We start from the raw sequence: 25,010 nt of genomic DNA, 5'->3' as shown, positions 1-25,010 counted from the left end.
GATGCGAGAAACGCAGCGCGCTGTTGTTGCCCTCTCCCTCCGGGAGAGGGTGGCGCGCAGCGCCGGGTGAGGGACTGGCAGTCGATGACCGCCCTCACCCGCCCCTCCGGGGCACCCTCTCCCGAAGGGAGAGGGGAGAAAAAAGCGCATGAACCTCTCCGCGCCCTTCGTCAGCCGCCCGATCGGCACCGTGCTGCTGACCATCGGTGTCGCGCTGGCCGGCATCGGCGGCTTCTTCGTGCTGCCGGTCGCCCCGCTGCCGCAAGTCGATTTCCCGGTGATTTCGGTGCAGGCGCAGTTGTCCGGCGCCAGCCCCGACACGATGTCGACCAGCGTCGCCACGCCACTGGAACGCCGTCTCGGCATCATCTCCGACGTCAACGAGATGACCTCGCAGAGCGGCACCGGCAGCACGCGCATCAATCTGCAGTTCGCGCTGGAACGCAACATCGACAGCGCCGCCCGCGAGGTACAGGCCGCGATCAACGCGGCGCGCGCCGATCTGCCGGCCTCGCTGCGCAGCAATCCGACCTACAACAAGGCCAACCCTTCGGACTCGCCGGTGATCGTGCTGGCGCTGACGTCCGAAACCTCGTCGACCGCGGTGATGTACGAGGCGGTGACCAATGTGCTGCAGCAGAAGATCGCGCAGATTCCCGGCGTCGGCGAAGTCGAGATCGGCGGCGGTTCGCTGCCGGCGGTGCGCATCGAGGTGGTGCCGTTTTCGCTGAACCGTTATGGCGTCAGCCTGGAGGACGTGCGCGCCGCGATCGAATCGGCTAACGCGAATCGCCCGAAAGGCGCGCTCGAAAGCGACAGCGAGCACTTTCAGATCTACACCAACAACGTCGGCCGCGTCGCCGCCGATTATCGCAACCTGATCGTCGCCTGGAAGAACAACGCGCCGATCCGGCTCGGCGATGTCGCCGAGGTCAAGGACGGCATGGCCGACGAGCGCACACTGGGCCTGTTCAACGGCCAGCCGGCGATCATCGTGCTGATCCGCAAGCAGCCCGGCGCCAACGTCATCGAAACCGTCGACGCGGTGCGCGGCTCGATCGCCGGCCTGCAGGCGCAGATTCCGGAAGGCATCAAGCTGCAGGTCGCCTCCGACCGCACCAACTCGATCCGCACCTCGCTGCACGATGTCGAGTTCACGCTGGTCGCGTCGATCGTGCTGGTGGTGCTGGTGGTCAGCGTGTTCCTGCGCGACCTGCGTGCGACGATCATCCCGGCGGTGGCGACGATCGTGTCGCTGCTCGGCACCTTCGGCGTGATGTACCTGCTCGGTTATTCGCTGAACAATCTGTCGCTGATGGCCTTGACCGTGGCCACCGGCTTCGTCGTCGACGATGCCATCGTCGTGCTGGAAAACACCACGCGGCATATCGAAGCCGGCATGGACCGCTTCAAAGCCGCGCTGCTCGGCGCCAAGGAAGTCGGCTTCACCGTGGTCTCGATTTCGCTGTCGCTGATTGCGGTGTTCATCCCGCTGCTGTTCATGGCCGGCCAGGTCGGCCGGCTGTTCCGCGAATTCGCGGTGACCCTGTCGGTGGCGGTAACGATTTCGCTGGTGATCTCGCTGACGACGACGCCGATGATGTGCGCCTGGCTGCTGCGCCCGCCCGGCGCCGAGCACAAGCCCGGCCGGCTCGCGCGCGTCGCCGAACGTGGCTTCGCGCTCGTACAGCGCAGCTACGTCAGACAGCTGGACTGGGCGCTGGAGTCGCGGCGCATGGTGATGCTGCTGCTGGTGTCGGTCATCGTGCTGAACTGGTATCTGATTTCGATCATCCCGAAGGGCTTTTTCCCGCAGCAGGATTCATCTCAGCTGATGGGCGGCCTGCAGGCCGACCAGAGCATTTCGTTCCAGGCGATGTCGACCAAGCTGAGGAACATCATGGACGTGATCCGCAAGGACCCCGGCGTGTCGACCGTGGTCGGCTTCACCGGCGGCACCCGCGCCGGCGGCGGCTTCATGTTCGTCGACCTGAAGCCGCTGGCCGAGCGCAAGGAGCCGGGCTCGGCGATCATCGCGCGGCTCAGGCCGCAGCTGGCGCAGATCTCCGGCGTCAGCGTGTTCCTGAATCCGGTACAGGATCTGCGCATGGGCGGCCGCTCCGCCAACGCGACCTACCAGTACACGCTCAAGGGCGACGACGCGGCGCTGCTGAAAACCTGGGCGACCAAGCTGTCGGAGCGGCTGAAAACGCTGCCGCAGCTGACCGACGTCAACACCGACCAGCAGGCCAATGGCGTCGAAAGCTTCGTCACCATCGACCGCGACACCGCCTCGCGTTTCGGCATCACGCCGCGCGCGATCGACAACGCGCTGTACAACGCCTTTGGCCAGCGCACCGCGTCGACGATCTACGAGGACATCAACCAGTACAGCGTGATCCTGGCCACGGCGCTGCGTTATCGCGAAGGTCCGCTGGCGTTCGGCGATGTCTACGTGCCGGCCGGCAGTGCGGCGACCGGCGGCACCAACGCGACGGATACCGCGGCGACCGGCGACGCGGCGACGCGCACCGACAGCACCGGAACCAAGGCCGCCAACCCGGCGCTGCGCGATCCTTCCACCGGCTCGGCGCTGGCCACCAGCACCGCGCAGATGGTGCCGCTGGCGGCGCTGACGACGATCTCCGAACGCGCCGCCGCCACCTCGATCAATCACCAGGATGCGACGCTGGCGACGACGATTTCGTTCAACCTCGAAACCGGTGTCAGCCTCAGCGACGCGCAGGTTCTGGTGAAGCAGGCCGAAGCCGACATCAGCATGCCGACCAGCATTTCCGCCAGCTTCCAGGGCCAGGCCAAGCAGTTCGCGGAATCGCAGAGCCAGCAGCCGCTGCTGATCCTGGCGGCGATCGTGGTGATCTACATCGTGCTCGGCGTGCTCTACGAGAGCTACGCGCATCCGGTGACGGTGCTGTCCACTCTGCCCAGCGCCGGCGTCGGCGCGGTGATCGCGCTGCTGCTGCTGAACATGGAGTTCTCGCTGATCGCGCTGATCGGGCTGTTCCTGCTGATCGGCATCGTCAAGAAGAACGCGATCCTGATCATCGATTTCGCGCTCGACGCGGAACGATCGCGCGGGCTCACGGCGCTGGAGGCGGTGCGCGAAGCCTGCGTACTGCGCTTCCGCCCGATCCTGATGACGACGCTGGCGGCGGTGCTCGGCGCGCTGCCGCTGGCGATCGGTTACGGCGAAGGCTCGGAACTGCGCCGGCCACTGGGCGTGGCGATCATCGGCGGCCTGATCGCCAGCCAGCTGCTGACTTTGCTGACCACGCCGGTGGTCTACGTCTACATGGACAAGCTACGCCGCCGCCGTCCGGACGAGGCCAGGCTGAGCCGCCACTTGAATGATCCGCAGGAAGCTTGATGAGTAATTTCGACGACATCTGTGCCGCTCGCCTGTCTGTTTTTGCGCTCGCCGCAGCGGCGGTGCTGACCACCGGCTGCGCCATCGGCCCCGACTACGCGCGCCCCGACATCGCCTCTTCCGCCTCGTTCAAAGAGGCCGATGGCTGGGCCGCGGCGCAGCCCGCCGACGCCGTGCATCGCGGCGACTGGTGGGCGGTGTTCGACGATCCGCAGCTCGACGCACTGGCCAAGCAGGTCGCTGTCTCCAACCAGAACGTCGCCGCCGCGCAGGCTGCCTATGCGCAGGCGCGCGCGCTGGTCGCGCAGCAGCGCGCCGGGCTGTTCCCGACCATCGACCTGACCGGCAGCGCGACGCGCTCGGACAGCGGCGGCGGCAACAGCAGCCGTACCGTCACCGACAGCACCACCGGCGAAACCACGGTGGTATCCGGCGGTGGCAGCATCAACAACAGCTACCGCGCCAGCATCGGCGCGAGCTGGGAGCCGGACGTGTGGGGCCGGCTGCGACGCACCGTCGAAGGCGCCGCCGCCAGCGAGCAGGCCAGCGCCGCGGACCTGGCCAGCGCGACGCTGTCGGCGCAGGGCGAACTCGTCACCAACTATCTGTCGCTGCGTGAAAGCGACGCCGAAATCGAACTGCTGAAAGCCACGCTCGAAGGCTACGAGCGCGCGCTGCAGATCGCGCAGAACCGCTACAAGGCCGGCATCGCACCGCGCACCGACGTGCTGTCGGCGCAGACCCAGCTGTACGGCACGCAGGCCGACATGGAAGGCCTGGCGCGCAGCCGCGGCCAGCTCGAGCACGCGATTGCGGTGCTGGTCGGCCAGGCGCCGGCGAACTTCAGGCTGGAACCGGCACCGTGGAATGGCGTCGTGCCGAGCGTGCCGGTCGGTGTGCCGTCGGAGCTGCTGCAGCGCCGCCCGGACATCGCCGGCGCCGAGCGCCGCGTCGCCAACGCCAACGCCCAGGTCGGCATCGCCCGCTCCGCGTATTTCCCGAGCCTGGCGCTGAGCGCGTCCTACGGCTCGCAGACCAGCAGCCTCAGCGACCTGTTCAGCGCCTCGTCGATGCTGTGGTCGATCGGCGTGTCGGCGACCGAGACGCTGCTCGACTTCGGCTCGCGCAAGGCGCAGATCGCGCAGTCGCGCGCGGCCTACGACCAGGCGGTGGCGACCTATCGCCAGACCGTGCTGAGCGCGTTCGCCGACGTCGAGGACCAGCTCACCGGCGTGCGCGTGCTGGAACGCACCCAGGAGCTGCGCGCCAAGGCCTCGGCCGTCGCCGACGAGAACGAGCGCTTGATCCTCAACCAGTACAAGGCCGGCCAGGTCAGCTACACCGAAGTGGTCACCGCCCAGGCCTCGGCGCTGTCGGCGCGCCGCACCTTGATCCAGTCTTCGCTGGACCGCCAGACCACGGCGGTGGCGCTGATCCAGGCCCTGGGCGGCGGCTGGGAAGCCCCCGTCCCTTGAGCGTTCATTAGCGCGATGCGGGCGCCGCTGCGGCCCGGCAGGCATCCGGATTCAGACCGGGTTTCGCCTGTCGCGATCCATCGGCATCGACGATGAACGTCGCAGGGTATTGCAACAGGAAGTTCTGCACCTGGCTGAGCGTGCAGGAACTCACCGTGGTTTTTTCGACCGCGGTGTTGTTCGAGCTGTCGGCGTCGTTGCTCGCCCCGACTTTCAGTTTCGCGGTCAGGACCTGCGGCTCGGCAGGCGCCTGGAAATCCACGTAAAAATCCTTATAGCCTCCGCCTGGAATCGTCGACGGGTAGACGCACTCCAGCTGATTCTTTTTTTTGCTGCAGTTCCAGCCATTGGCGTAAATCGATCCGATCTGCACGTTGTCCGGAAGCGTTGCCTTCGCCGTCGCCTGCTTGGCCGGCTTCGATCCGATGTTCTGCACGTCGAAAAACAGGGAGCCGCCGGCTCCCGGAGCGATCGGATCGAGCCCTTCGGAAATGCTGGCCTTCAGGTCCGCCACTTGGCTGTCTTTGCCGGGCACGGCCTGGCTGCTGAGTCCCAGCGCCAGCGCGTCCAGATCGTTGACGTGCGCATAAGGCGGCTCGCTGCCGTCGGTCACCGTGTAAATCGCCGAAACTGCCTTGACGACGAGTTGCTCGAAGCCGACGCCGGTAGCGGTCGAACAGTACTGCTGCAGTATCTGATACAGCGACTGCATCGTTTCCAGCGACAGGAACGCGTAACCGCCAGCGGCACCCTTGACCGTCACAAGACCGTTGATCGGCAGGCCGGTGCTGGCGTAACAGGACAGATCCGGTAGCGCGAGCTGAAAGCCCACGCGGTCCCAGTCGGCACCCACGGTGAACTGCACCGGCGCTTTCGGGAACAGCGTGAACATCACGCCGTCGTCGATGCCAACGATCGGGTACGGCGTCTTCAGCTCGTAGGACTCGTCGTCAAAGGGCGGCGACACGAACACGCCGTCGCCGGGCGTGCCGGGATTGCCGGTCTGCAGGGCCTGGTAACTGGCCTGGCCGGCGAATGCGGGCGCACAGGCAAACAACAAAACCGCCAAGCAGCAGCGGCGGGTGGCAAATGATTTCACTGGATTCTTCCCCATCGATAGCACGCGGGTCCCCCGACCCGGCCTGGATGCCGCACGGGAAAACATATCAGGCGGCACTGCCGACGATACCGACCCGGGGAGGGTGTTGCATTCGATTTTGTTACGATATATCTTATGATAGTTACTTAAGTAATTTACTTAAGACATATCACGCTTTAGGAGCACTCATGCATCGCCATTTTTCCGATCACTCACACCACGACGACCGCCGCCATGGCGGCCCCTCCTCCCATCACCAGCAAGATCTGCACGAGCGCCTGCACGGCCTGTGGTCGATGATCGGCCGGCATCACCGCGGGCCCTTCGGCGGCGGCCCTTTTGGTGGCCGTGACGGCGGCGACGACCCGCGCGGCCGCGATCCGCGCCATGGCGGCGGCGGACGCTCCAGCCGCATGTTCGGCCAGGGCGACCTGAAGCTGCTGCTGCTGTCGCTGATCGCCGAGCAGCCGCGCCACGGCTACGAGCTGATCCGCGCGATCGAGGATCTGGCCGGCGGCACCTACACGCCCAGCCCCGGCGCGATCTACCCGACGCTGACGTTTCTCGAAGAATCCGGCTACGCCGCGATCCATCAGGCCGACGAAAGCGCCAAGAAGCAGTACGCGATCACCGACGAAGGCCGCCGCTTCCTGCAGCAGAATCTCGCTGAAGTCGAAGCGGTGAAGCAGGGCCTGAAAATGTCGGCGCGGATGCGCGCCAAGCTCAGCGTGCCCAATGCGATTCGCGATTCGGTGGAGCAGCTGAAGCAGGCGCTGATGGCGCACGAGCGCAACTGGGACACGGCCGAAACCGCGCGCGTGACCGCGATCATCGACAAGGCCGTCGCCGACATCGGCAAGGCGGGGTCATGATCGAAGCAGCGGAAGCGCATGTCTTCACCCGCGTGCGCCATCGCCTGGTGCCGCGCCAGCTGCAGGTCAAACGCGTGGTCGATCTGACGCCGAAAATGCGCCGCGTCACCTTGAGCGGCGCCGATCTCCAAGGCTTCAGCAGCCCGTCGCCGGACGATCACGTAAAGCTGTTCTTTCCGCTGCCCGGCGAACAACGGCCGCGCATGCCGACGTTCTCCGGCGAGCCAATGAGCCTGCCCGAAGGCACGATCTTTTCACCGGCGCGCGACTACACGCCGCGGCGCTTTGATGCGGACGCCGGCGAGCTCGACATCGACTTCGTGCTGCATGGCGAAGGCCCGGCGGCGACCTGGGCCGCGCAGGCCCGGATCGGTCAGTGGATCGGCGTCGGCGGTCCGCGCGGGTCGTCGATTCCGCCGAATGACTTCGACAGCTATCTGCTCGCCGGCGACGAAACCGCGCTGCCCTCGATCGCGCGGCGCATCGAGGAGTTGCCGGCTGGCAGCAACATCGTCGTCGTCGGCGAAGTCGCCAGCGCCGACGAGCAACAGGCGCTGCCGTTAAACACGCATGTGTACTGGCTGCATCGCAATGGCGCCGATGCCGGCGTACTGCTGCAACGCAAGCTCGCGACGATCGAACTGCCGCAAGGCGATTGCTACATCTGGATCGCGACCGAATCGCAACGCGCGATGGCGATACGCGACCATCTGGTCGAACAGCGCGGCCACGATCCGGACTGGATCAAAGCGGCCGGCTACTGGAAAAAATAAAACCCGCGCGGCCATTGGGCCTGCGCGGGTCGCGATATCGCTACGACGGTTAACGCTTGCAGGACGGGTCGGTGGTGTCGGCGCATTTCTGGATCACCTGGCCGGTCTTCTCGACGTCCTTGCCGGCGCCTTCCATGGTGTTGCAGCCGACCAGCGAACTGGCGCCTGCGAGCATCGCCAGTGTGGCGAAGGTTCCGATGAGGTTTTTCATAATGTTTCTCCTGTGGATGAGTACGACCACCGCCAGCATGCAGCGGCGAGACTGAACGCCCGCCTGCGTCCCGGCTACTATTCGGCGTCGCTCTGCGCTGAAGACCGCCATGCTCCAGCTTTACATCGCCAACAAGAACTACTCGTCCTGGTCGCTGCGTCCCTGGCTGCTGATGCGCGAGTGCGGCATCGCTTTCGAAGAGCAGCTGGTGCCGTTTGCTGCCGGTTCGAGCTGGAATGCGTTCCGGCGCTTCTCGCCAAATGGCAAGGTGCCCTGCCTGGTCGACGGCAACATCACCGTCTGGGATTCACTGGCGATCGTCGAATACCTCGCCGAATCCCATGCGCGGGTCTGGGCCGCAGACCAAAGCGCACGCGCCTGGTCGCGCAGCGCCGCCAGTGAAATGCATTCCGGTTTCGGCGCGCTGCGCTCGAAGTGTCCGATGAACTGCGGGCTGCGCGTGACGCCGCTGCTGATCGCCGACGATCTGCAGCGCGATATCGATCGCATCGAAGAATTGTGGAACGAGGGCCTGTCGCGTTTCGGCGGCCCCTTCCTGGCGGGCACCTCGTTCACCGCGGTCGACGCGTTCTTCGCGCCGGTGGCGTTCCGCGTGCAGACCTACGCGCTGCCGCTGGGCAGCGTGGCGGCGGCCTATGCTGCGCGCTTGCTGGCCTTGCCGGCGATGCGCGAGTGGTACCACGCCGGTCTCGACGAGCCCTGGCGCGAGACCGACCACGAAGCCGAAGTGCGGGCTGCGGGCACCTTGATCGCGGACTACCGCAAACACCAGCCCTGAGATCGTCGGCAACGGGTTTGCGCCGGCACTGCCGACGTCCGCACCGCGCGGTCACTTCAAACGATCAATCCCGAGCGCGGCTCATGCCCGATCCGGCGCGCGACGTCGCTTCCACCAGGCGACGACGCGCAGCGCACGCGGCCGCAGCCACAGCTCAGCACGGTCGAGCAGGCGCGCGACCATCAGCGATTCGCGCGCCAGCAGCACCAGGCCGAAGGCGACGACCAGCATGCCGGGGCCCGGTGCCGGCATCATCACCAGTCCGACCAGCGTGATGACCACGGCCAGTACCGCGCGCACGACGCGCGCCATCGGCGACTTGGCACCCTGGTGGCCGCGACGATGCTGCGCCTGAAAGCGCGTGCCGGGCTGCTGCGCCTTGAACTGTTCCCACTGTTGTTTGAGTGTGTCGAGCATGTCAGCGAAACGCTAAGGAACCTCTGATGAAGTCCTGCACGTCCGCGCGGTGACCGAAAGGGGCGCAGTGCAAGGAACGACTGACGAAATGTACCGGACGTACATGAGGAAGGAGAGACGCCGCAATGCGCCCCTTTCGGCCACCGCCTTTCGGGGCAACGCGGGCGCGCAGGACTTCATCAGAGGTTCCCTAAGGCGCCGCAGCGGGCTGTGCGCTTAACTGCTGCGCCGCCGCGGCCGCGCGATCGCTGATCTCCTGCACGATCGCGTCTGCCTTGGCGTAGCCATAGCTCAGGCCGCCGTCGGGCAGGATGATCGCCGGCGTGCCATGAATGCCGAGATCGACCGCGGCCTGGTACTGCGCGCGCACCGGGTCTTTGCAGCTGGCCTCGCGCGACGGCACGACGCCGGACAGCAGGCCGACATTCAACGACGCCTGCTGGTCCTTCTGGCACCAGATCACGCGCGCGCGATCGAAGGCCTGCGACGGCGCGCCGTACTTGGAGAAGAACAGGTAGCGGACGCCGATGCCGAGCTTGTTCAACTCCGGCACTTCGCGATGCAGCAGCCGGCAGTAGTGGCAATCGACGTCGGTGAACACGGTGATCCACTGCGTGGCCTGCGCCGGCGCGAACTCGATCGCGTCGGCCTGCAGGCCCTGCACGACCTTCAACCGGTACTGGTCGCGACGCGCGTCGGTGATGTGCTCGCCGTTGTCGAGATTCGCCATCTCGCCGGAGATCACGTACTTGCCGTCGGCGGTGACGTAGCCGAAGGTCACGCCGGCGCGCACCTCGAACAGACCCGGCGCGGCCGAGCGCTGTACATCTTCACGGCGCACTTCGGGCAGGCGCGTGGCCAGGCGGTCGCGCATCTGCTCGAGTTCGGCATCCACCGGCGCGTCGGCCGCGAAGCTCGGCGTTGCGGCAATCAGCAGCAGCACCGCGCCGATCCATCGCCGCAGGCTCGCACTCCCTCCCCCGCTTGCGGGGGAGGGTTGGGGTGGGGGCGAGTCGTCGCGGAGCCGCGCTGGCGTCGCGCCCTCATCCCGGCCTTCCCACGCCAATGGGGGAAGGAGATAAAACGAATCGATCAACCCGTCGGCGCCGGCGGCAGCGCCTGCTCGGCGTTCTTCTGCTGCAGCACCGCCAGCAGATCGGCCGGCGGCCGATAGCCCGGCACCAGCTCGCCGTCCGGCAGCACGATCGACGGCGTGCCGCGCAGGCCGAGTTCGGCGGCGGCCTGCAGATGCGCCATCACCGGGTTCGGGCAGCTCTTGTCCGAGTTCAGGTCGATGCCGCTCTTGGCGCGGGTCAGCGCGGCCTTGCGGTCGGCCGAGCACCAGACTTCTTCGGCCTGGTAGAACGACGGCGTATTGGCGCCGCTGCGCGGGAAAAACACGTAGCGCACCGCGATGCCGAGCGCGTTGTAGTCCTTGATCTGACGATGCAGCATGCGGCAGTAGCCGCAGTCGACGTCGGTGAACACGGTGACCGTGTACTTGGCCGGCATGTTCTCCGGCGCGAACTCGATGAAGCCTTCGCGATCGATTTTCTCCACCAGGGCGACGCGCGCGTCGCGGCGGCGGTCTTCGGTCAGTTCCTGGCGCGTCTTCAGGTCGGTGAGGTCGCCGGCGATCAGGTAACGGCCATCGGCCGTGACGTAGCCGAAGTTCATGCCGATCTGGATTTCGTAAATGCCCGGCATCGGCGTGGAGCGGATCTGCTCCGGGTCCAGGTCGGGCATGTTGGCCTTGACCGCGGCGCGCACCGCGGCCAGCTCGGCGGGATTTTCGCTGGCCGGCGCCACGGCCGTGGCTTGTGCGGCCTTGTCGACGGCGGCCTTGTCGGCAGCGTCCGGCGTCGGCGGCTTGCAGGCGGCGACGAAAAGCAGGGTCAGCAACAGGGTCAGGCTATGGCGCAAGGTCTTCACGAGGTAATCCAGGGTGATCCGGTTTGATCGCATGCCGGCGCGGCGGCCGGGCCTGCATGATGCCACTTACGCAAGATCCCGGCTCGAATCGGGCGCGCGGCGGCGGCGCGGGGCGAAGGGAGATTGGGGGTGCTCATCGCTGCCCGCATTGTAAGGAGCGCGGCGGGGCTTGGCCTTATAATCCGCGGCCTATGTCACCCCGCTCCCCTTCCCTGATCGGCTCGCTGCTGGGCTGGCTGTATACCGCCTACGCGACGGTTGTGTTCTGCATCAACACCTTCATCCTGATCTGCCCGCTGATCCTGGTGCTGCCGGGCCAGACCTTGCGCCGGCAGCTCGGCGCCTGGGGCGTGCGGCTGGGGATGCTGCTGATGCTGGTGCCGTTTCGCGTGCGCGGTGCCGAAAACCTGCCGGCCGGGCCCTGCATCGTCGTCTCCAATCACGCCAGCTATCTCGACGGCATGGTGATGACCGCGGCGCTGCCGACGCGTTTCAGTTTCGTCATCCAGCACGGCGTCGCGCAATGGTTCTACGCCGGCCGCGTGCTCAAACAAATGGGTTATCGCTTCGTCAATCGCACGAGTGCTCGCGCCGGCGCCGTGCAGACGCGCGCGCTGCTGCGCGACATCCAGGCCGGCGAATCGCTGGCGATTTTTGCCGAAGGCACGTTCAAGGCCGAAGCCGGCCTGCTGCCGTTCAAGAACGGCGCGTTTCTGCTGGCGGCGAAAGCCGGCGTGCCGGTGGTGCCGGTGACGATACGCGGCACGCGCCAGCTGCTCGGCGGCGCGAAAACGCGCTTCCGCTGGAGTCGCGTCGACGTCGACATCGGGGCGCCCTTGCCGGTCGGCGGCAGCGCCGCGCAGCTGCGCGATGCGGCGCGCGCGCAGATCCTCGCGCTGTGCGGCGAGCCCGACACGCATCTGCCGGCAAGCGCCGACGACGCCATCGACCCCAACGCGGAAGTCGCATGAGCGAGCCCGAAAACACGCTGTCGCCGCGGCAGCGCTACCAGCAGGATCTGGCGCGCAGCGGCTTCGTCTCCGATGCTTCCCAGGCCGCGGCGGTCGACGCGCTCGACCGGGTTCAGCAAGAGCTGCTGGCGCAGGCGCCGAAGAAGAAACTGCTCAGCGACCGGCTGACCTGGCCGCCGGTGCAGGGCCTGTACATGTGGGGTGGCGTCGGCCGCGGCAAGACTTATCTGATGGACGCGTTCTACGAGTCGCTGCCGTTCAAGTACAAGCAGCGCACGCACTTTCACCGCTTCATGCTCGACGTGCACGAGCGCCGCCGCACCTACTCGCACAAGCGCGATCCCCTGAAGCTGGTCGCACTGGAGATTTCGCACCAGGTGCGCGTGCTGTGTTTCGACGAGTTCTACGTCTCCGACATCGCCGACGCGATGATCCTCGGCCGCCTGATCGAATACCTGTTCGACGAGGGCGTGACCCTGGTCGCGACCAGCAACTGCGCGCCGGACGAGCTGTACAAGGACGGCCTGCAGCGGCAGAACTTCGTGCCGGCGATCGAGCGCCTGAAGCAGCAGCTGCGCGTGCTCAACGTCGACGGTGGCGTCGACTATCGGCTGCGTACGCTGACGCGCGTGCAGCTGTATCTGTCGCCGTTCGATGCGCAGGCCGATGCGCGGCTGGAGCAATGGTTCCAGGAAATCGCGCAAAAGCCCGGCGAAACCAACCTGCCGATCGAGGTGCAGAACCGCCAGCTGCGCACGCGGCGCCGTGCCGACGGCGTGGTCTGGTTCGACTTCACCGAGATCTGCGAAACCGCGCGCTCGGCCGCCGACTACATCCAGCTGGCCCGCGAATATCACACCGTGCTGATCTCGCGCATTCCGCAGCTCAATGTCGACAACGAGGACGCGGCGCGGCGCTTCATCAACCTGGTGGACGAGTTCTACGACCGCGGCGTGAAGCTGCTATTGGCCGCGGCGGTACCGCAGGACCAGCTCTACGCCGGCCGCAAGCTGCGTTTCGAATTCAAGCGCACGCTGTCGCGGCTCAAGGAAATGCAGTCCGAGGAATACCTGGCGAAGCCGCATCTGGTTTGAGGCGCACAGCCCGGGTGAAACCCGGGATTGCTTCAAACCTCGGCGCCGCGCCGCAGCCGCGAAATCAGCTGATACAGCAGCCAGCTGAGCACACCGGCGATCAGCACGCCGAGCAGCAATTCCTTGGGCCGTATCGGCCGGCCGATGATGCCCGACAGCGCCGCGCCGAGGCCGTAGCCAGCCGCGGTCAGCAGCACCGTCCACAGCGCGCCACCGGCGACGTTGAGCGCGGTGAAGCGCCACATCGGGTAACCGCGCGAGCCCAGCAGCACCGGCGTGATGGTGCGCACCAGCGGCACCGGCAGAAAGCGGAACAGCACGACGAACATCGTGCCGTAGCGGCTCAACAATCGGTCTACGAAGGCCAGGCGCTTGCGCCAGGCCGGACGCCGGTCGATGAAGGGCTGGCCGAAGCGGCGGCCGATCTGAAACCAGATCTGGTCGCCGAGCACACCGCCGAAGAACGCCACCGCCAGCACCATCGGCAGCGACAGCAGGCCGCGATGCGCCATCGCGCCGGCCGCAAGCAAGGTGGTCTCGCCCTCGAACAACGTGCCGACGACAATCGCGAAATAGCCCCAGCGGGCGATGAGTTCTTCGATCACGAGGCCGCGCGCCGCGTGATCCGCGTGGCGAGCCGGAACATAATGGTCATCCGCCGATGATGCCATGGCCGGGCGCGGTCTCGCCCGAGCCGGCACTGCGCCCGCAATAGAACAGGAGCCTACTCGATGACCCGCGCTAGCAACCCCGCCGCCGCCGCGCTGCGCTGGATCGGCAAGAGCCGCCCCAACCTCGACGAAAACGAGTTGGCCGTGGTCGAGCAGGTCGGACAGCGGCGCGCGATCAGCACCCAGCTGCACGACGCCGACAACACCGCCACGTTCGGCGAGCGCCTGGCCGACGGCGTTGCCGCGTTCGGCGGCTCGTGGCGCTTCATCCTGATCTTTACCGGCCTGCTGCTGGCCTGGACCGTGCTCAACACCGAGCTGCTCGGCAGGACCGCGTTCGACCCCTATCCGTATGTGTTCCTGAACCTGCTGCTGTCGATGACCGCGGCGCTGCAGGCGCCGGTGATCATGATGTCGCAGAACCGCCAGAACGCGCGCGATCGGCTCAGCGCCGAAAGCGATTACGCGGTGAACCTCAAGGCCGAAATCGAGATCATGGCGCTGCACGAGAAATTCGACGCGATGCGCGCCGACCAGATCATTGCGCTGCTGGAGAAGCAGCAGGCGCAGATCGACGAGCTGACCGCGCTGTTGAAGAACCAGCGCACGTAAACCTCACTGCAGATGGATAGCCGAAGCCGTCCTCACAAAGACTGAGCATATAAAAGTGCGGCCGCGCGCCGCCGTAACGCCCTGCGCCGGCGAAGCAATCGATACAGTCGGGACTCCCGCATGAGAACGCAGCGCGATACGCCGCTGCCAACCGGACCTCGACGATGACGTCCCTACGCAAGCCACAGGCGTCCAGCCTGCTGGTGCTGGTATCCACGCCCTGGCAGTTGTTCTGCGCGCTCGGCCTGCTGTTCGGGCCGTACCGGCATGCGCGGCGCCGCCTGGTTCTGATCGACCAGCGCGGCGACCGGCGCGATCCCTGGCTGCCGCTGTTGCAATCGTTGAACCTGCCCGGGCTGCAGATTTCCTCGCTGCCGGCGATCGGCAAGTCGCCGCTGCGCAAGCTGCTGCGCACGCGCGTCGTGCTGCGCCAGATCGCCGCGCTGGTCGACGAAACCCAGCCCGACGAAATCATCGGCGGCAACGACCGGCGCGTGGAATTCCAGTACGCGATGGCGCACGCAAACCGGCGTCGCTACACGCTCGGCGCCTACCTGGACGACGGCACGTTTTCGTATTCCGGGCTGAGCAGCCTGAGGCCGCGCCGCTACGAAAATCTGCTGCGCCGGCTCGAGCGCTGGAGCAGCCGGATGCATTACGGCAGCTGGTACGACAAGCCGACCTCGCTCGGCAGTTCGCGCTGGGTCGAATACGCCTGGCTGGCGTTCCCGCAACACGCGCATCCGCAGCTGGCGACCAAGCCGCGGCTGGCGCTGGACCCGTACTGGTACCGGCGCAGCGAGGTACAGGCGCTGTGCCAGCGGCTGATCGAGGGCAGCCAGGGCGCGGCGATCACGCGCGGCTTCGACAGCCTGCTGATCCTGCCGCACGATCATCTGCTGCGCGCCGATCCGGCGCTGCGCGCGGCCCTGTCGCAGCGGCTCGATCAGGCTCTGCGCAACGGCCAGTCGGTCGCGGTCAAACGCCATCCGCGCAGCAGCGACTGGCTGCTCGACGTCGACCGCAGCCACCTCGCCGAGCTGGACTCGCGGCTGCCGATCGAGGCCTACGCGCCGTGGCTGGGCCAGGCGCAGATCGTCGGCACCCTGAGCACCGCGCTGCTGAGCCTGCGCTGGCTGTGCCCGGACGCGCGCATCGAGGCGCTGAGCCAGCACGGCTCGCTCGCCGATCCGTTGTTGGGGCTGTATCAGCGGCTCGGCATCGGCGTCGACGCACCGGCGCCCAAGCTGCTGCCGCCGGTCAACGATCCGGTGTGGCTGCTGGTCGGCTAGGGAACCTCTGATCCAGTCCTGCGCGTCCGCGTTGCCCCGGAGATGCCGCCAGGCAAGGCGCGAGCCCCGCGGTTTGGTGATTCCAAACAAGGGACGAGCAACGCGGCATGGCGACATTTCCGGGGCAACCCGAAGGGCCGGCGCCAAAACCGGCAGGCTGCGGCGTCAGTCGCTCCTCATGTAGGTCCAATACATATCGTCGCGCCTTCCTTGCATCGCGCCGGTTTTGACGCCGGCGCGGACGTGCAGGACTGGATCAGAGGTTCTCCAGTGTGACGGCGAGCAAAAAGCTGACCCGGCTGTGAGCCTTTGGCTATGTGCACGTACGTAAACATTTGGGACAATTTACAGGACTGCGGCGCGGCTGCAGTCTGCTGGCTTGCTCCTGGAGACGCGTCATGCTGAAAAAACTATTCCCCTACACCCTGCTCGCGGCCGGCCTTGCCGTCGCCGCATCGCCGACGCTGGCACAAAGCCGCGGCGCTTCCGCCAACGCGAACGTCAGCATCAATGTCGACGGCGGCCGCTACGACGATCGCTACGACAGCCGTTACGACAGCCGCTATGACAGCCGCTATGACGACGAGTACTACGAAGACCGCCGGCCGCAGAGCCGCGGCCTGGTCGGCAACATCGTCGGCGGCGCGCTCGGCATTGCGGGCGACGCCACCCGCGGCGGCATCGGCATCGCGCGCGATGCGACACGCGGCGCGCTGGGCATTGCCGGCGGCGCGGTCGGTGGTGGCGGCGGCGCCGGACTCAACGTCGGCGCCGGCGTCAATGCCGGCGGCGGCCGCGGTCTGGGCGTCGGCAGCGGTGTCAGCCTGCACGGCCCCGGCGGCGGCGGCATCGATGTCGGTGCCGGTGCGCGAGCTGGCGCCGGTCGCGGCATCGGCGCTGGCGCCAATGTCGGCGTCCGCGGCCCGGGTGGCGGCGGCATCAACGTCGGCAGCGGTGCCAGCGTCGGCGGTGGTCGCGGCGTCAACGCCAACACCAACGTCGGCATCCGCGGCCCCGGCGGCGGCTCGGTCAATGTCGGCGCCGGTGCCAATGCCGGCGGTGGCCGCGGCATCGGCGCGGGTGCCCATGCCGGCGTCAACGGCCCCTACGGCGGCGGCGTCAACGTCGGCGCCAATGCCGGCATCGGCGTGGTGCGTCCGGCGCCGCGTACGCCCTACGTGTATCGCCACGACTCCCGCTGACCCTACTCGGTCTGCTGCAAAACAATCGGCGCCCTGGTGGCGCCGATTTTCGTTTCAGCCGGCCATGTGTCGCGGCAGGCGCAGCGCCTGCACCATCAGCAGCTGCAGCAGCAGCAGGCCGGCGAAGGCATAGCCGGCGAGCTGCCACAGCTGGTGGTCGGCCAGATAGGACAGCGCGTAGATCACCGCCGCCGCGCCGGCATTGCCGGCCAGCCAGAACGCGCTGACCGCCAGGCCGCCGTGCTGCGCGCCGGCCAGGCCGCTGACGGTGTCGAGCAACAGCGGCAGCGGCGCCAGCATGATCACGCCCAGCACCAAGCCGATCGCGCACAGCAGCGGCAGCTGGTCGAGCCGCGTCAACAGCAGCACCAGCGGAATGCCGAGCAGCGCCGCGCCGCTCAAGCTCAGCCTCAGGCGCGCGCCCAGCCCCGGTAGCGCGGGCACGAACACCATGCCGCCGACGCCGCCGGCGAGCATCGCCAGTGCGACCAGGCCTGCGGCGTCCGCGCTCAGGCCGTTGGCGCCGAGCATCGGCTCGATCCAGGTGAACAGCGCGTTGAAGAAACCGTTGCCGACGAAGATCAGCGCAAACAGCAACAGCAGTGCCGGCCGCGTCAGCAGGAAACGGGCGCTGCCGTTGCTGGATGCGACCCGCGTCGCCGACTCTGCGTCGTCGAGCGGCGGTGGATCGCGCGGCACCAGCGCGAACACCAGCAGTGCGACCAGCGCGAGCACGATCAGATCGAAACGCTGCGACGCGGCGACATCGGCCGCCGCCAGCGGAATCAGCACGAAGGCCGCGCCGAGTCCGACGAACAGCGCCAGCGTGCCCACCGACGTCGCCGTAAGGCGCTGCGACGGCGCAAACCAGGCACGCGCCAGCGGCGCCATCGCCGACATCACCATCGGCTGCACCAGTGCGATCACGGTCTGACCGATCAGCAGGCCGGAAAATCCGGGCAACAGGGCGCGCAGCAGCGCGCCGAGCAGCAGCACACCGGCGATCAGCCGCAGGCTGATGCGCAGATGGAGCCGGTCGACCAGCGCGCCACTGGGCAGCGCCAGCGGCAGGAACAGCAGCGGAAACACCAGTGACAGCCAGCCGACGGTGCCGACGCCGACGCCATACTGCGCAGCGACGTCATTGGCCACCGGCGCGAAGCGCAGCCATTCGAATTGCATCAGCGCATTCAGCAGCGCGTACAGCGCAAGCACGCGCCAGCGCGCGGCGGTCGGGTTCGGATTCATGCGCACGACTATCGCAAGAAAAGTGCGAAGCGAGCCGACGTGATGCCGATTTCCCAACCGTGCCATCACGAGCAGCTAAAGTAGGCAAAAACCAAGGAGGGGACGCTGATGCGCCAGGCGCGGATATTGTGGCTGCTGGCCCTGTGCTGGCCGGCGCTGGCGGGTGCCGCCCAGGTGCAGAGTTTCTCGCCGCAGGGAAGCGTGCGCGACGTGCGCCAGGCCACCGCACGCTTCTCGGAAAGCATGGTGCGTTTCGGCGATCCGCGGCTGCCCGACCCTTTCGACATCGCCTGCGCCGCCAGCGGCCACGGCCGTTGGGCCGACGAGCGCAACTGGGTCTACGATTTCGACGCCGACCTCGCCGCCGGCCAGAGCTGCCGCTTCACGCTCAAGGCCGGCCTGAAGAGTCTCGCCGGCGCCGCGCTGAGCGGCAAAAAGGAGTTCAGCTTCGCCACCGGCGGCCCCGCGGTACGCGCGGCCCTGCCCGGCGAGGGCTCGCAGACCGTCGACGCCGAACAGGTCTTCCTGCTGGCCACCGACGCGCCGGCGACTCGCGCCAGCATCGAGGCCAGCGGCTACTGCGCGGTCGCCAACTTGGCCGAGCGCCTGCCGCTGCAGTTGATCGAAGGCAAGGAGCGCGAGGCGGTGCTCGCGCAGCGGCGCGCGCTGAGCTACTCGTACTACCGCGTGCTGTTCAAGAACGGCGACACCGACTACCTGCAGATCAACAGCGACGAACTCGCGCGCCGCGAGCGCGACATCGCCGTGGTGCGCTGCTCGCGGCCGCTGCCGGAAGATACCGAGTTCGATCTGGTCTGGGGCAAGGGCATCGCCACCAGCAGCGGCGCGGCGACGACCATCGACCAGGTGCTCAAGTACCGCACGCGGCCCGCATTCAGCGCGAGCTTCGGCTGCGATCGCGTCAATGCCGACGCCGCCTGCACGCCGGTGCTGGCGATGAGCCTGCGCTTCAGCGCGCCGGTGCCGACCCAGCTGGCCATGCAGATTCGTCTGAAAGGCGCCGGCGGCACGCGCGAGCCCGAGCCTGCCGACGAGGACGCGCCGTTCGTCGACCGCATCGAGTTCCAGCCGCCGTTCCCGGAATCGGCGGCGCTGGAGCTGCAGCTGCCGGCCGGGTTCAAGGACGACGCCGGGCGCCAGCTCGCCAACGCCGGCAGTTTTCCGCTGAAAATCGCCACCGACAGCGCGCCGCCACTGGCCAAGTTCAGCGGCGAATTCGGCATTCTCGAAGCCAGCGAAGGCGGCGTGCTGCCGGTGACGCTGCGTGACGTCGAAAGCCCGGTGGCCGCCAGCCGCATCGGCGGCGCCAGCAAGCGCATCGACGACGAAGCGCAGATCCTGCAGTGGATCGCGCGCGTCAAAACCAACATGAGCGGCCGCTGGGACCAGGACGTCTACGTGCAGCCCGGCGTCGAATCGGTATTTGCCGGCAGCAGCGCCGAGGCTTTCGAGCTGCCGCGCCCGGCCGACGCCAAGGCCTTCGAGGTGATCGGCATTCCGCTGAAGGAGCGTGGCTTCCATGTCGTCGAGATCGCCAGCCCGCGGCTCGGCGCCGCGCTGCTCGGCAAGCCGGCGACGCGCTATGTCGCGACCACCGCGCTGGTCACCAATATGGCGGTGCATTTCAAATGGGGCCGCGAAGGCTCGCTGGCGTTCGTCACCACCTTGGACGGCGGCAGGCCGGTCGCCGGTGCGGCGCTGAAAATCGTCGACGGCTGCAACGGCTCGGCGGTGTGGAGCGGCAGCACCGGCAAGGACGGCATCGCGCGCATCGACAGCCTGCCCAAGCCCGAAACCTGGGTGAACTGCGACAGCGAAGACGGCCATCCGCTGATGATCAGCGCGCGCCATGACGGCGACTTCTCGTTCGTGATGTCGAGCTGGAACGACGGCATCGCGCCGTCGGACTTCAACTTGAACGTCGGCCTGTGGGACACGCCGACGATCGCGCATACGGTGTTCGACCGCAGCCTGTTCCGCGCCGGCGAAACCGTGGCGATGAAGCATTACTGGCGCGAGCGCGGCAAGGACGGCATCAAGGTGCCGGCGCTGCGTCCGGACAAGCTGGTGATCGAGCACAGCGGCAGCGATCAGAAAGTCGAACTGGCCTTGAGCTTCGACGAACGCGGTATCGCCGAATCGCAGTGGCCGATTCCGCAGGCGGCCAAGCTCGGCGAATACCGGCTGCGCTTCGAGGGCAAGGACGGCCTGTCCGCCGACGCCGGCTCGTTTCGCGTCGAGCAATACCGCATCCCGCTGATGCGCGCGCTGGTGCAGCCGCCGCAGGCGCCGGCCATTGCCACGACGCAGCTGCCGCTGGATCTGTACGTCGGCTATTTCAGCGGCGGTGGCGCAGCCGGCCTGCCGGTGAAACTGCGCACGCAGCTGCAGCCGCGCACGATCAGCTTCAAGAACTACGACAACTTCACGTTCGACGCCCGGCCGATCAAGACCGGCGTGTCGGAAGAAAATCAGGGCGGCCTGTTCCCCGACGACGATGGCGACGCGCAGGCCGATGCCGATGCCAAGCCCAAGCCCAGCCGCACGCTGCCGCTGAATCTCGACGCCAACGGCTCGGCGCACAGCCTGATCGACGAGTTGCCGCTGTCGGATCGCGCCCAGACCCTGGTCGCCGAACTCGAATACCCGGACGCCAACGGTGAAGTCAGCAGCGTACGCAGCAGCGTGCCGCTGTGGCCGGCGGCCCAGGTGGTCGGCATCGCCACGCAGGGCTGGGGAGCGGCCAAGGACCAGCTGCAGTTCCAGACCGTGGTACTGGATCTGAAAGGCCAGCCGCTGAAGGACCGCACAGTCGACGTCGCGCTGTACCAGCTCAAGACGCACTCGTATCGCAAGCGCCTGGTCGGCGGTTTTTACGCTTATTCGCACAGTAGCGAGACGATCAAGCTGGCCGAGAAATGCAGCGGCCGCACGGACGCCAACGGCCTGCTGTTCTGCAAGCTGGACCCGGGCGTGTCCGGCGAGATCCTGATCGAGGCCAGCGCGCGTGACGACGACGGTCGCGTGGCGCGCGCGGTGACCAGCACCTGGATCGCCGGCGCGGAGCAATGGTGGTTTGCCCAGGGCGATTCCGATCGCATGGACCTGATCGCCGACAAGCGCGAAGTCGAGCCGGGAGAAAAGCTCAAGCTGCAGGTGCGCATGCCGTTCCGCAAGGCCACCGCGCTGGTCACGATCGAACGCGAAGGTGTGATCGACGCCTTCGTCACCGAACTGTCCGGCCGCGAGCCGGTGATCGAAGTGCCGATGCTGGATCGCTACGCGCCGAACGTGTTCGTGTCGGTGCTGGCGCTGCGTCCACGAGTCGGCGACTTCCGCTCGACGTTCTACAGCTTCCTGCGCTGGCTGGGCCTGGATCGCTGGCTGCAACTCGACGGTGGCAGCGCGACCGCGATGGTCGATCTGTCCAAGCCCGCATACCGGCTCGGCATGACCGCGGTCGACGTCGGCTGGTCGGCACATCGACTCGAGGTCAGCGTGAAACCGCAGCAGCAGACGTACAAGACGCGCGGCCTCGCCAAGGTCGACGTGCAGGTCAAGGCGGCGGGCAGCGGCCAGCTGCCGGCCGCCGCCGAAATCGCGTTTTCCGCAGTCGACGAGGCGCTGCTCGATCTGCTGCCGAACGACAGCGTGCATCTGCTCGAGGCGATGATGCAGCGGCGCGGCATCGAAGTGTTCACCTCGACCGCGCAGATGCAGGTGGTCGGCAAGCGCCACTTCGGCCGCAAGGCGCTCGCGCCGGGCGGTGGCGGCGGCCGCGGTGCGCCGCGCGAAATGCTCGACAGCCTGCTGCTGTGGAAAGGCCGGGTGCCGCTGGATGCGCAGGGCCGCGCGACCGTGGAGGTGCCGCTCAACGATGCGCTGACCGCGTTCCGGCTGACCGCGGTCGCCAGCGCCGGCGCCGATCGCTTCGGCGAAGGCCACGCCAGCATCCGTACCACGCAGGACATTCAGATCCTGTCCGGCCTGCCGCCGCTGTTGCGCGAGAACGATCGCTTCGACGCGATCTTCACGGTGCGCAATACCACCACCCAGGCGCAGCAAGTGATCGTCGATGCCGAAACGCTGATCCCCGGCCAGGATGCGCCGGTCAGACAGACGCAGCAGCTGACCATTCCCGGCAATACCGCGGCGCCGGCGCGCTTCGCTTTCACGGTGCCGTTCGGCATCGACAGGCTGAGCTGGACCGTGACCGCCGAAAGCGCCGACGGCAAGCAGACGCTCGATGCGCTGAAAGTCGCGCAGCAGGTGGTGCCGGCCTATCCGGTGCGCGTGTATCAGGCGACGCTGCTGCAACTCGACGCGCACCAGGAGCTGCCGATAGCGAAGCCGGCCGATGCGATCGCCGACCGCAACGGCCTCACGCGCGGCGGCATTCGCGTGGCCCTGTCGCCGTCGCTGACGACGAGCCTCGACGGCGTGCGCGACTGGATGAACGTCTATCCCTATGCCTGCATCGAACAGCGCGCGTCCAAAGCGATCGCGCTGGGCGATCACCCGATGTGGGATCTGCAGATGTCCGGCCTGTCCGCTTATCTGGATCGCGACGGCCTGGTGAAATATTTCCCGTCGAGCTGGCTCGAAGGCAGCGACAGCCTGACCGCCTACCTGCTGCAGATCGCCAGCGAAGCCGGTTGGGAAATCCCGCAGGCCGAACGCGAGCAGATGCTGGACGGCCTGGAGCATTTTGCCGAAGGCAAGCTGCAGCGCGGTCTGCGCGTCGATAACGCCAGCGTCACCGAACGCAAGCTCGCTGCGATCGAGGCGCTGTCGCGTTACGAGCGCGCCAAGCCGGAATGGCTGGGCACGATCACGATCGATCCGAATCTGTGGCACACCTCGGCGCTGATCGACTGGATCGGCATCCTGCAGCGGGTCGAAGGCCTGCCGAAACGTGAACAACGTTTGATCGAAGCCAAAACCCTGCTGCGTTCGCGCCTGAATTTCCAGGGCACGACGATGAGCTTCTCGGCCGAGCAGGACGACGCCTTGTGGTGGCTGATGATCTCCGCCGACGTCAACGCGGTGCGTGCGGTGCTGGCGCTGCTGCCCGAAGCGGACTGGCGTGAGGATATGCCGCGCCTGGTACGCGGAGCGGTCGGCCGTCAGCAGCGCGGCCACTGGAATCTGACCACGGCCAATGCCTGGGGCACGCTGGCGCTGGCAGGCTTCGCACGCGCGTTCGAGAAAGAGACGGTCAGCGGCAGCACCAGCGCCAGGCTCGGCGACGACACGCAGCAGCACGCGTGGAAAGACACACAAGCGGCGGCCCTGGATCTGCGTTGGCCGACGGCAGCGGGCACGCTGTCGCTGGATCACAGCGGCAGCGGCGCTCCCTGGATCACGGTGCAAAGCCGCGCCGCGATTCCGCTGCGCGAGCCGCTGTCGTCCGGCTACCGCATCACGCGCACCGTGACACCGGTCGAGCAGAAGACCAAGGGCAAGTGGAGTGTCGGCGACGTCGCCCGCGTCAGGCTCGACATCGATGCGCAGTCCGACATGAGCTGGGTCGTCGTCGACGATCCGATTCCGGGCGGCAGCACGCTGCTCGGCGGCGGACTCGGCCGCGATTCGGCGCTGCTGTCCCAGGACGATCGCAAGAGCGGCGATGCCTGGCCGGCGTTCGAGGAACGGCGCTTCGACTTCTATCGCGCCTACTACGCATTCGTGCCCAAGGGCCGCTTCAGCACCGAGTACACGCTGCGCTACAACAACGCCGGCCGCTTCGAAATGCCAGCCACGCATGTCGAGGCGATGTACGCTCCTGAGATGCTGGGCGAGTCGCCGAACGCGGCGGTGGAGGTGGTGGCGCCATGAAACGTTCACGCTGGCACTGGTTTGTCGCGGTCCTGCTCGGCATCGTCGCCGGCCTGGGTTCGGCTGCGTGGTCGGTCGGCGCGGGGCAATCGTCGAGCCTGCTGCGGCTCGGCCCCTGGCAGACCGATACGCTGACCGGCTCGGTCGCCGCCGGTGCGCATACGCGCGCCGCGATCGCGCTGCATGGCCTGCTGGCACTCAACAGCAGCGAGGCGGTTTATTACACCGCATTCAACGACAGCAGCGGCGAGCCGCTGCGTCAGGATTGCCGCTATCGGATCGACGGCGCCGCGCTGCCGGCGCCGTGGTGGTCGCTGACGCTGTATGCGCAGGACGAATTCCTGGCGCGCAATACCGACCAGGCGCATGCGGTGAATCGCGCCGGCATCGTCCGTGACGAGCATGATCACTGGCAGATCACGGTGGCGGCCGAGCGCGGTGATGCAGCCAACTGGCTGTCGACGCGAGCCGCCGGCCGCTTCAGCATCAGCCTGCGGCTGTATCGCCCGCAGTCGCGACCGCAGGCCGAGCAACTGCCGACGATCACGCGCCTGGGCTGCGAGGCCACGGCATGAGGCGCCTGCTCCGGGTTGCGCTGCTCGCGCTCGCCGTCGCCGTGGCCACGCATTACGCGGCGGTTGTCGCGCTGCCCTATCTGAGCATGCAGCTGGCGATGCGCGCCATCAGCTTCGGCGGCGAGCGCGTCAACAGCTGGCTGCACGCGCGCCCGGTCACGCCGGATTCGCGGCGCGTGGTGCGGCCGGCGCCGGAGTTCGCGTATTCCAGCTGCGTCTACGATCTGAGCCGGCAACCGCTGCGGATTCACGTCGCCGCCTGGCCGGCTTACTGGTCGCTGTCGCTGTATGCGGCCAACACCGACAACTTCCTGACGATGGGAGATCGCGACCATCCCGAAGGCGTAGAGCTGGTGCTGGTCCAAGGCGACCAGGCTGCAGGTACCGTGCATTCGCCGTCGACGCGCGGTATCGCGCTGATCCGCCGGCTGGTCACGGATGCCGACGGCTGGAGCGCCGTCGACGCGGCGCGCAAGGACGATGTATGCGCGCCGCTGACGCCGTGACGCCGCTGCGCCGA

20 protein-coding genes are annotated in these 25,010 nt (G+C 67.4%); 13 read left to right on the top strand and 7 right to left on the bottom strand.

The genetic code is table 11. The features are described from left to right. Positions 1-148 precede the first annotated feature (148 nt). On the top strand, positions 149-3,388 hold the full coding sequence (locus ACQZF9_RS04455) for an efflux RND transporter permease subunit (RefSeq protein ID WP_428312063.1): 3,240 nt from the start codon (positions 149-151) through the stop codon (positions 3,386-3,388). Then, positions 3,388-4,863 carry an efflux transporter outer membrane subunit gene (locus ACQZF9_RS04450; protein WP_428312062.1) on the top strand — a complete coding sequence of 492 codons (1,476 nt, stop codon included), beginning with the start codon at positions 3,388-3,390 and terminating at the stop codon, positions 4,861-4,863. The genes ACQZF9_RS04455 and ACQZF9_RS04450 overlap by 1 nt, the downstream gene beginning before the upstream one ends. Before the next feature lie 7 nt (positions 4,864-4,870). On the opposite strand, the gene ACQZF9_RS04445 is transcribed toward ACQZF9_RS04450, so the two are convergent. Next, complete coding sequence (locus ACQZF9_RS04445) at positions 4,871-5,962, bottom strand: hypothetical protein (RefSeq protein ID WP_428312061.1); 1,092 nt, start codon at positions 5,960-5,962, stop codon at positions 4,871-4,873. A 188-nt stretch (positions 5,963-6,150) separates the two neighbouring features. On the opposite strand from ACQZF9_RS04445, the gene ACQZF9_RS04440 reads away from it, so the two are divergent. Both ACQZF9_RS04440 and ACQZF9_RS04435 read left to right on the top strand, forming a co-directional pair. Next, entirely contained in the window at positions 6,151-6,834 is a 684-nt protein-coding gene (locus tag ACQZF9_RS04440; protein WP_428312060.1) for a PadR family transcriptional regulator, read from the top strand. Continuing rightward, positions 6,831-7,607 (top strand): siderophore-interacting protein, encoded by a 777-nt coding sequence (locus ACQZF9_RS04435; protein ID WP_428312059.1) that lies wholly within the window; start codon positions 6,831-6,833, stop codon positions 7,605-7,607. Before ACQZF9_RS04440 ends, ACQZF9_RS04435 begins: the two co-directional genes overlap by 4 nt. Before the next feature lie 49 nt (positions 7,608-7,656). Here the strand turns inward: ACQZF9_RS04435 and ACQZF9_RS04430 are convergent, their stop codons facing one another. Beyond that, the gene (locus ACQZF9_RS04430) at positions 7,657-7,818 is read right to left on the bottom strand and encodes an entericidin A/B family lipoprotein (protein ID WP_428312058.1); all 162 of its coding nucleotides are present in this window, start codon (positions 7,816-7,818) and stop codon (positions 7,657-7,659) included. A gap of 109 nt (positions 7,819-7,927) precedes the next feature. Here ACQZF9_RS04430 and ACQZF9_RS04425 point away from each other — a divergent pair, with 109 nt between their 5' ends. Further along, the gene (locus ACQZF9_RS04425; RefSeq protein ID WP_428312057.1) at positions 7,928-8,617 is read left to right on the top strand and encodes a glutathione S-transferase family protein; all 690 of its coding nucleotides are present in this window, start codon (positions 7,928-7,930) and stop codon (positions 8,615-8,617) included. Positions 8,618-8,698: 81 nt separating this feature from the next. On the opposite strand, the gene ACQZF9_RS04420 is transcribed toward ACQZF9_RS04425, so the two are convergent. The 3 genes from ACQZF9_RS04420 to ACQZF9_RS04410 form a co-directional block, all read right to left on the bottom strand. Beyond that, positions 8,699-9,034: a PGPGW domain-containing protein gene (locus tag ACQZF9_RS04420; RefSeq protein WP_428312056.1), complete on the bottom strand. Its 336-nt coding sequence runs from the start codon at positions 9,032-9,034 to the stop codon at positions 8,699-8,701. Between the two features lie 190 nt (positions 9,035-9,224). Continuing rightward, positions 9,225-9,977, bottom strand: coding sequence for a DsbC family protein (locus tag ACQZF9_RS04415; RefSeq protein WP_428312055.1), 753 nt, complete (start codon positions 9,975-9,977; stop codon positions 9,225-9,227). 149 nt (positions 9,978-10,126) lie between these two features. Beyond that, on the bottom strand, positions 10,127-10,999 hold the full coding sequence (locus ACQZF9_RS04410; RefSeq protein ID WP_428312054.1) for a DsbC family protein: 873 nt from the start codon (positions 10,997-10,999) through the stop codon (positions 10,127-10,129). A gap of 158 nt (positions 11,000-11,157) precedes the next feature. Between ACQZF9_RS04410 and ACQZF9_RS04405 the strand changes: the two genes are divergently transcribed. Together ACQZF9_RS04405 and zapE are read left to right on the top strand one after the other, a co-directional pair. After that, positions 11,158-11,937 carry a lysophospholipid acyltransferase family protein gene (locus ACQZF9_RS04405; protein WP_428312053.1) on the top strand — a complete coding sequence of 260 codons (780 nt, stop codon included), beginning with the start codon at positions 11,158-11,160 and terminating at the stop codon, positions 11,935-11,937. After that, complete coding sequence (zapE, locus tag ACQZF9_RS04400) at positions 11,934-13,031, top strand: cell division protein ZapE (protein ID WP_428312052.1); 1,098 nt, start codon at positions 11,934-11,936, stop codon at positions 13,029-13,031. The genes ACQZF9_RS04405 and zapE overlap by 4 nt, the downstream gene beginning before the upstream one ends. 32 nt (positions 13,032-13,063) lie before the next feature. On the opposite strand, the gene ACQZF9_RS04395 is transcribed toward zapE, so the two are convergent. Then, positions 13,064-13,636, bottom strand: coding sequence for a DedA family protein (locus tag ACQZF9_RS04395; protein WP_428312051.1), 573 nt, complete (start codon positions 13,634-13,636; stop codon positions 13,064-13,066). 126 nt (positions 13,637-13,762) lie between these two features. Here ACQZF9_RS04395 and ACQZF9_RS04390 point away from each other — a divergent pair, with 126 nt between their 5' ends. From ACQZF9_RS04390 to ACQZF9_RS04380, 3 genes are all read left to right on the top strand, one after another. Beyond that, positions 13,763-14,314 (top strand): DUF1003 domain-containing protein, encoded by a 552-nt coding sequence (locus ACQZF9_RS04390; protein WP_428312050.1) that lies wholly within the window; start codon positions 13,763-13,765, stop codon positions 14,312-14,314. A gap of 164 nt (positions 14,315-14,478) precedes the next feature. Beyond that, complete coding sequence (locus tag ACQZF9_RS04385) at positions 14,479-15,606, top strand: hypothetical protein (protein WP_428312049.1); 1,128 nt, start codon at positions 14,479-14,481, stop codon at positions 15,604-15,606. A 398-nt stretch (positions 15,607-16,004) separates the two neighbouring features. Further along, entirely contained in the window at positions 16,005-16,808 is an 804-nt protein-coding gene (locus ACQZF9_RS04380; RefSeq protein ID WP_428312048.1) for a hypothetical protein, read from the top strand. Positions 16,809-16,862: 54 nt separating this feature from the next. Here the strand turns inward: ACQZF9_RS04380 and ACQZF9_RS04375 are convergent, their stop codons facing one another. Continuing rightward, on the bottom strand, positions 16,863-18,056 hold the full coding sequence (locus ACQZF9_RS04375; RefSeq protein ID WP_428312047.1) for an MFS transporter: 1,194 nt from the start codon (positions 18,054-18,056) through the stop codon (positions 16,863-16,865). A 108-nt stretch (positions 18,057-18,164) separates the two neighbouring features. Between ACQZF9_RS04375 and ACQZF9_RS04370 the strand changes: the two genes are divergently transcribed. Genes ACQZF9_RS04370 through ACQZF9_RS04360 form a run of 3 tightly spaced genes read left to right on the top strand, consistent with a single transcriptional unit; the run spans position 18,165 to position 24,996 of the window. Continuing rightward, the gene (locus ACQZF9_RS04370; RefSeq protein WP_428312046.1) at positions 18,165-23,915 is read left to right on the top strand and encodes an alpha-2-macroglobulin family protein; all 5,751 of its coding nucleotides are present in this window, start codon (positions 18,165-18,167) and stop codon (positions 23,913-23,915) included. Next, complete coding sequence (locus ACQZF9_RS04365; protein WP_428312045.1) at positions 23,912-24,490, top strand: DUF1214 domain-containing protein; 579 nt, start codon at positions 23,912-23,914, stop codon at positions 24,488-24,490. The genes ACQZF9_RS04370 and ACQZF9_RS04365 overlap by 4 nt, the downstream gene beginning before the upstream one ends. Then, positions 24,487-24,996 (top strand): DUF1254 domain-containing protein, encoded by a 510-nt coding sequence (locus ACQZF9_RS04360; RefSeq protein ID WP_428312044.1) that lies wholly within the window; start codon positions 24,487-24,489, stop codon positions 24,994-24,996. The genes ACQZF9_RS04365 and ACQZF9_RS04360 overlap by 4 nt, the downstream gene beginning before the upstream one ends. Positions 24,997-25,010 lie beyond the last annotated feature (14 nt).

Origin of the sequence: Hydrocarboniphaga sp. (assembly GCF_965279055.1) — a bacterium.
Taxonomy (GTDB): domain Bacteria; phylum Pseudomonadota; class Gammaproteobacteria; order Nevskiales; family Nevskiaceae; genus Hydrocarboniphaga.
This window is presented reverse-complemented; position numbering and strand designations above follow the sequence as displayed.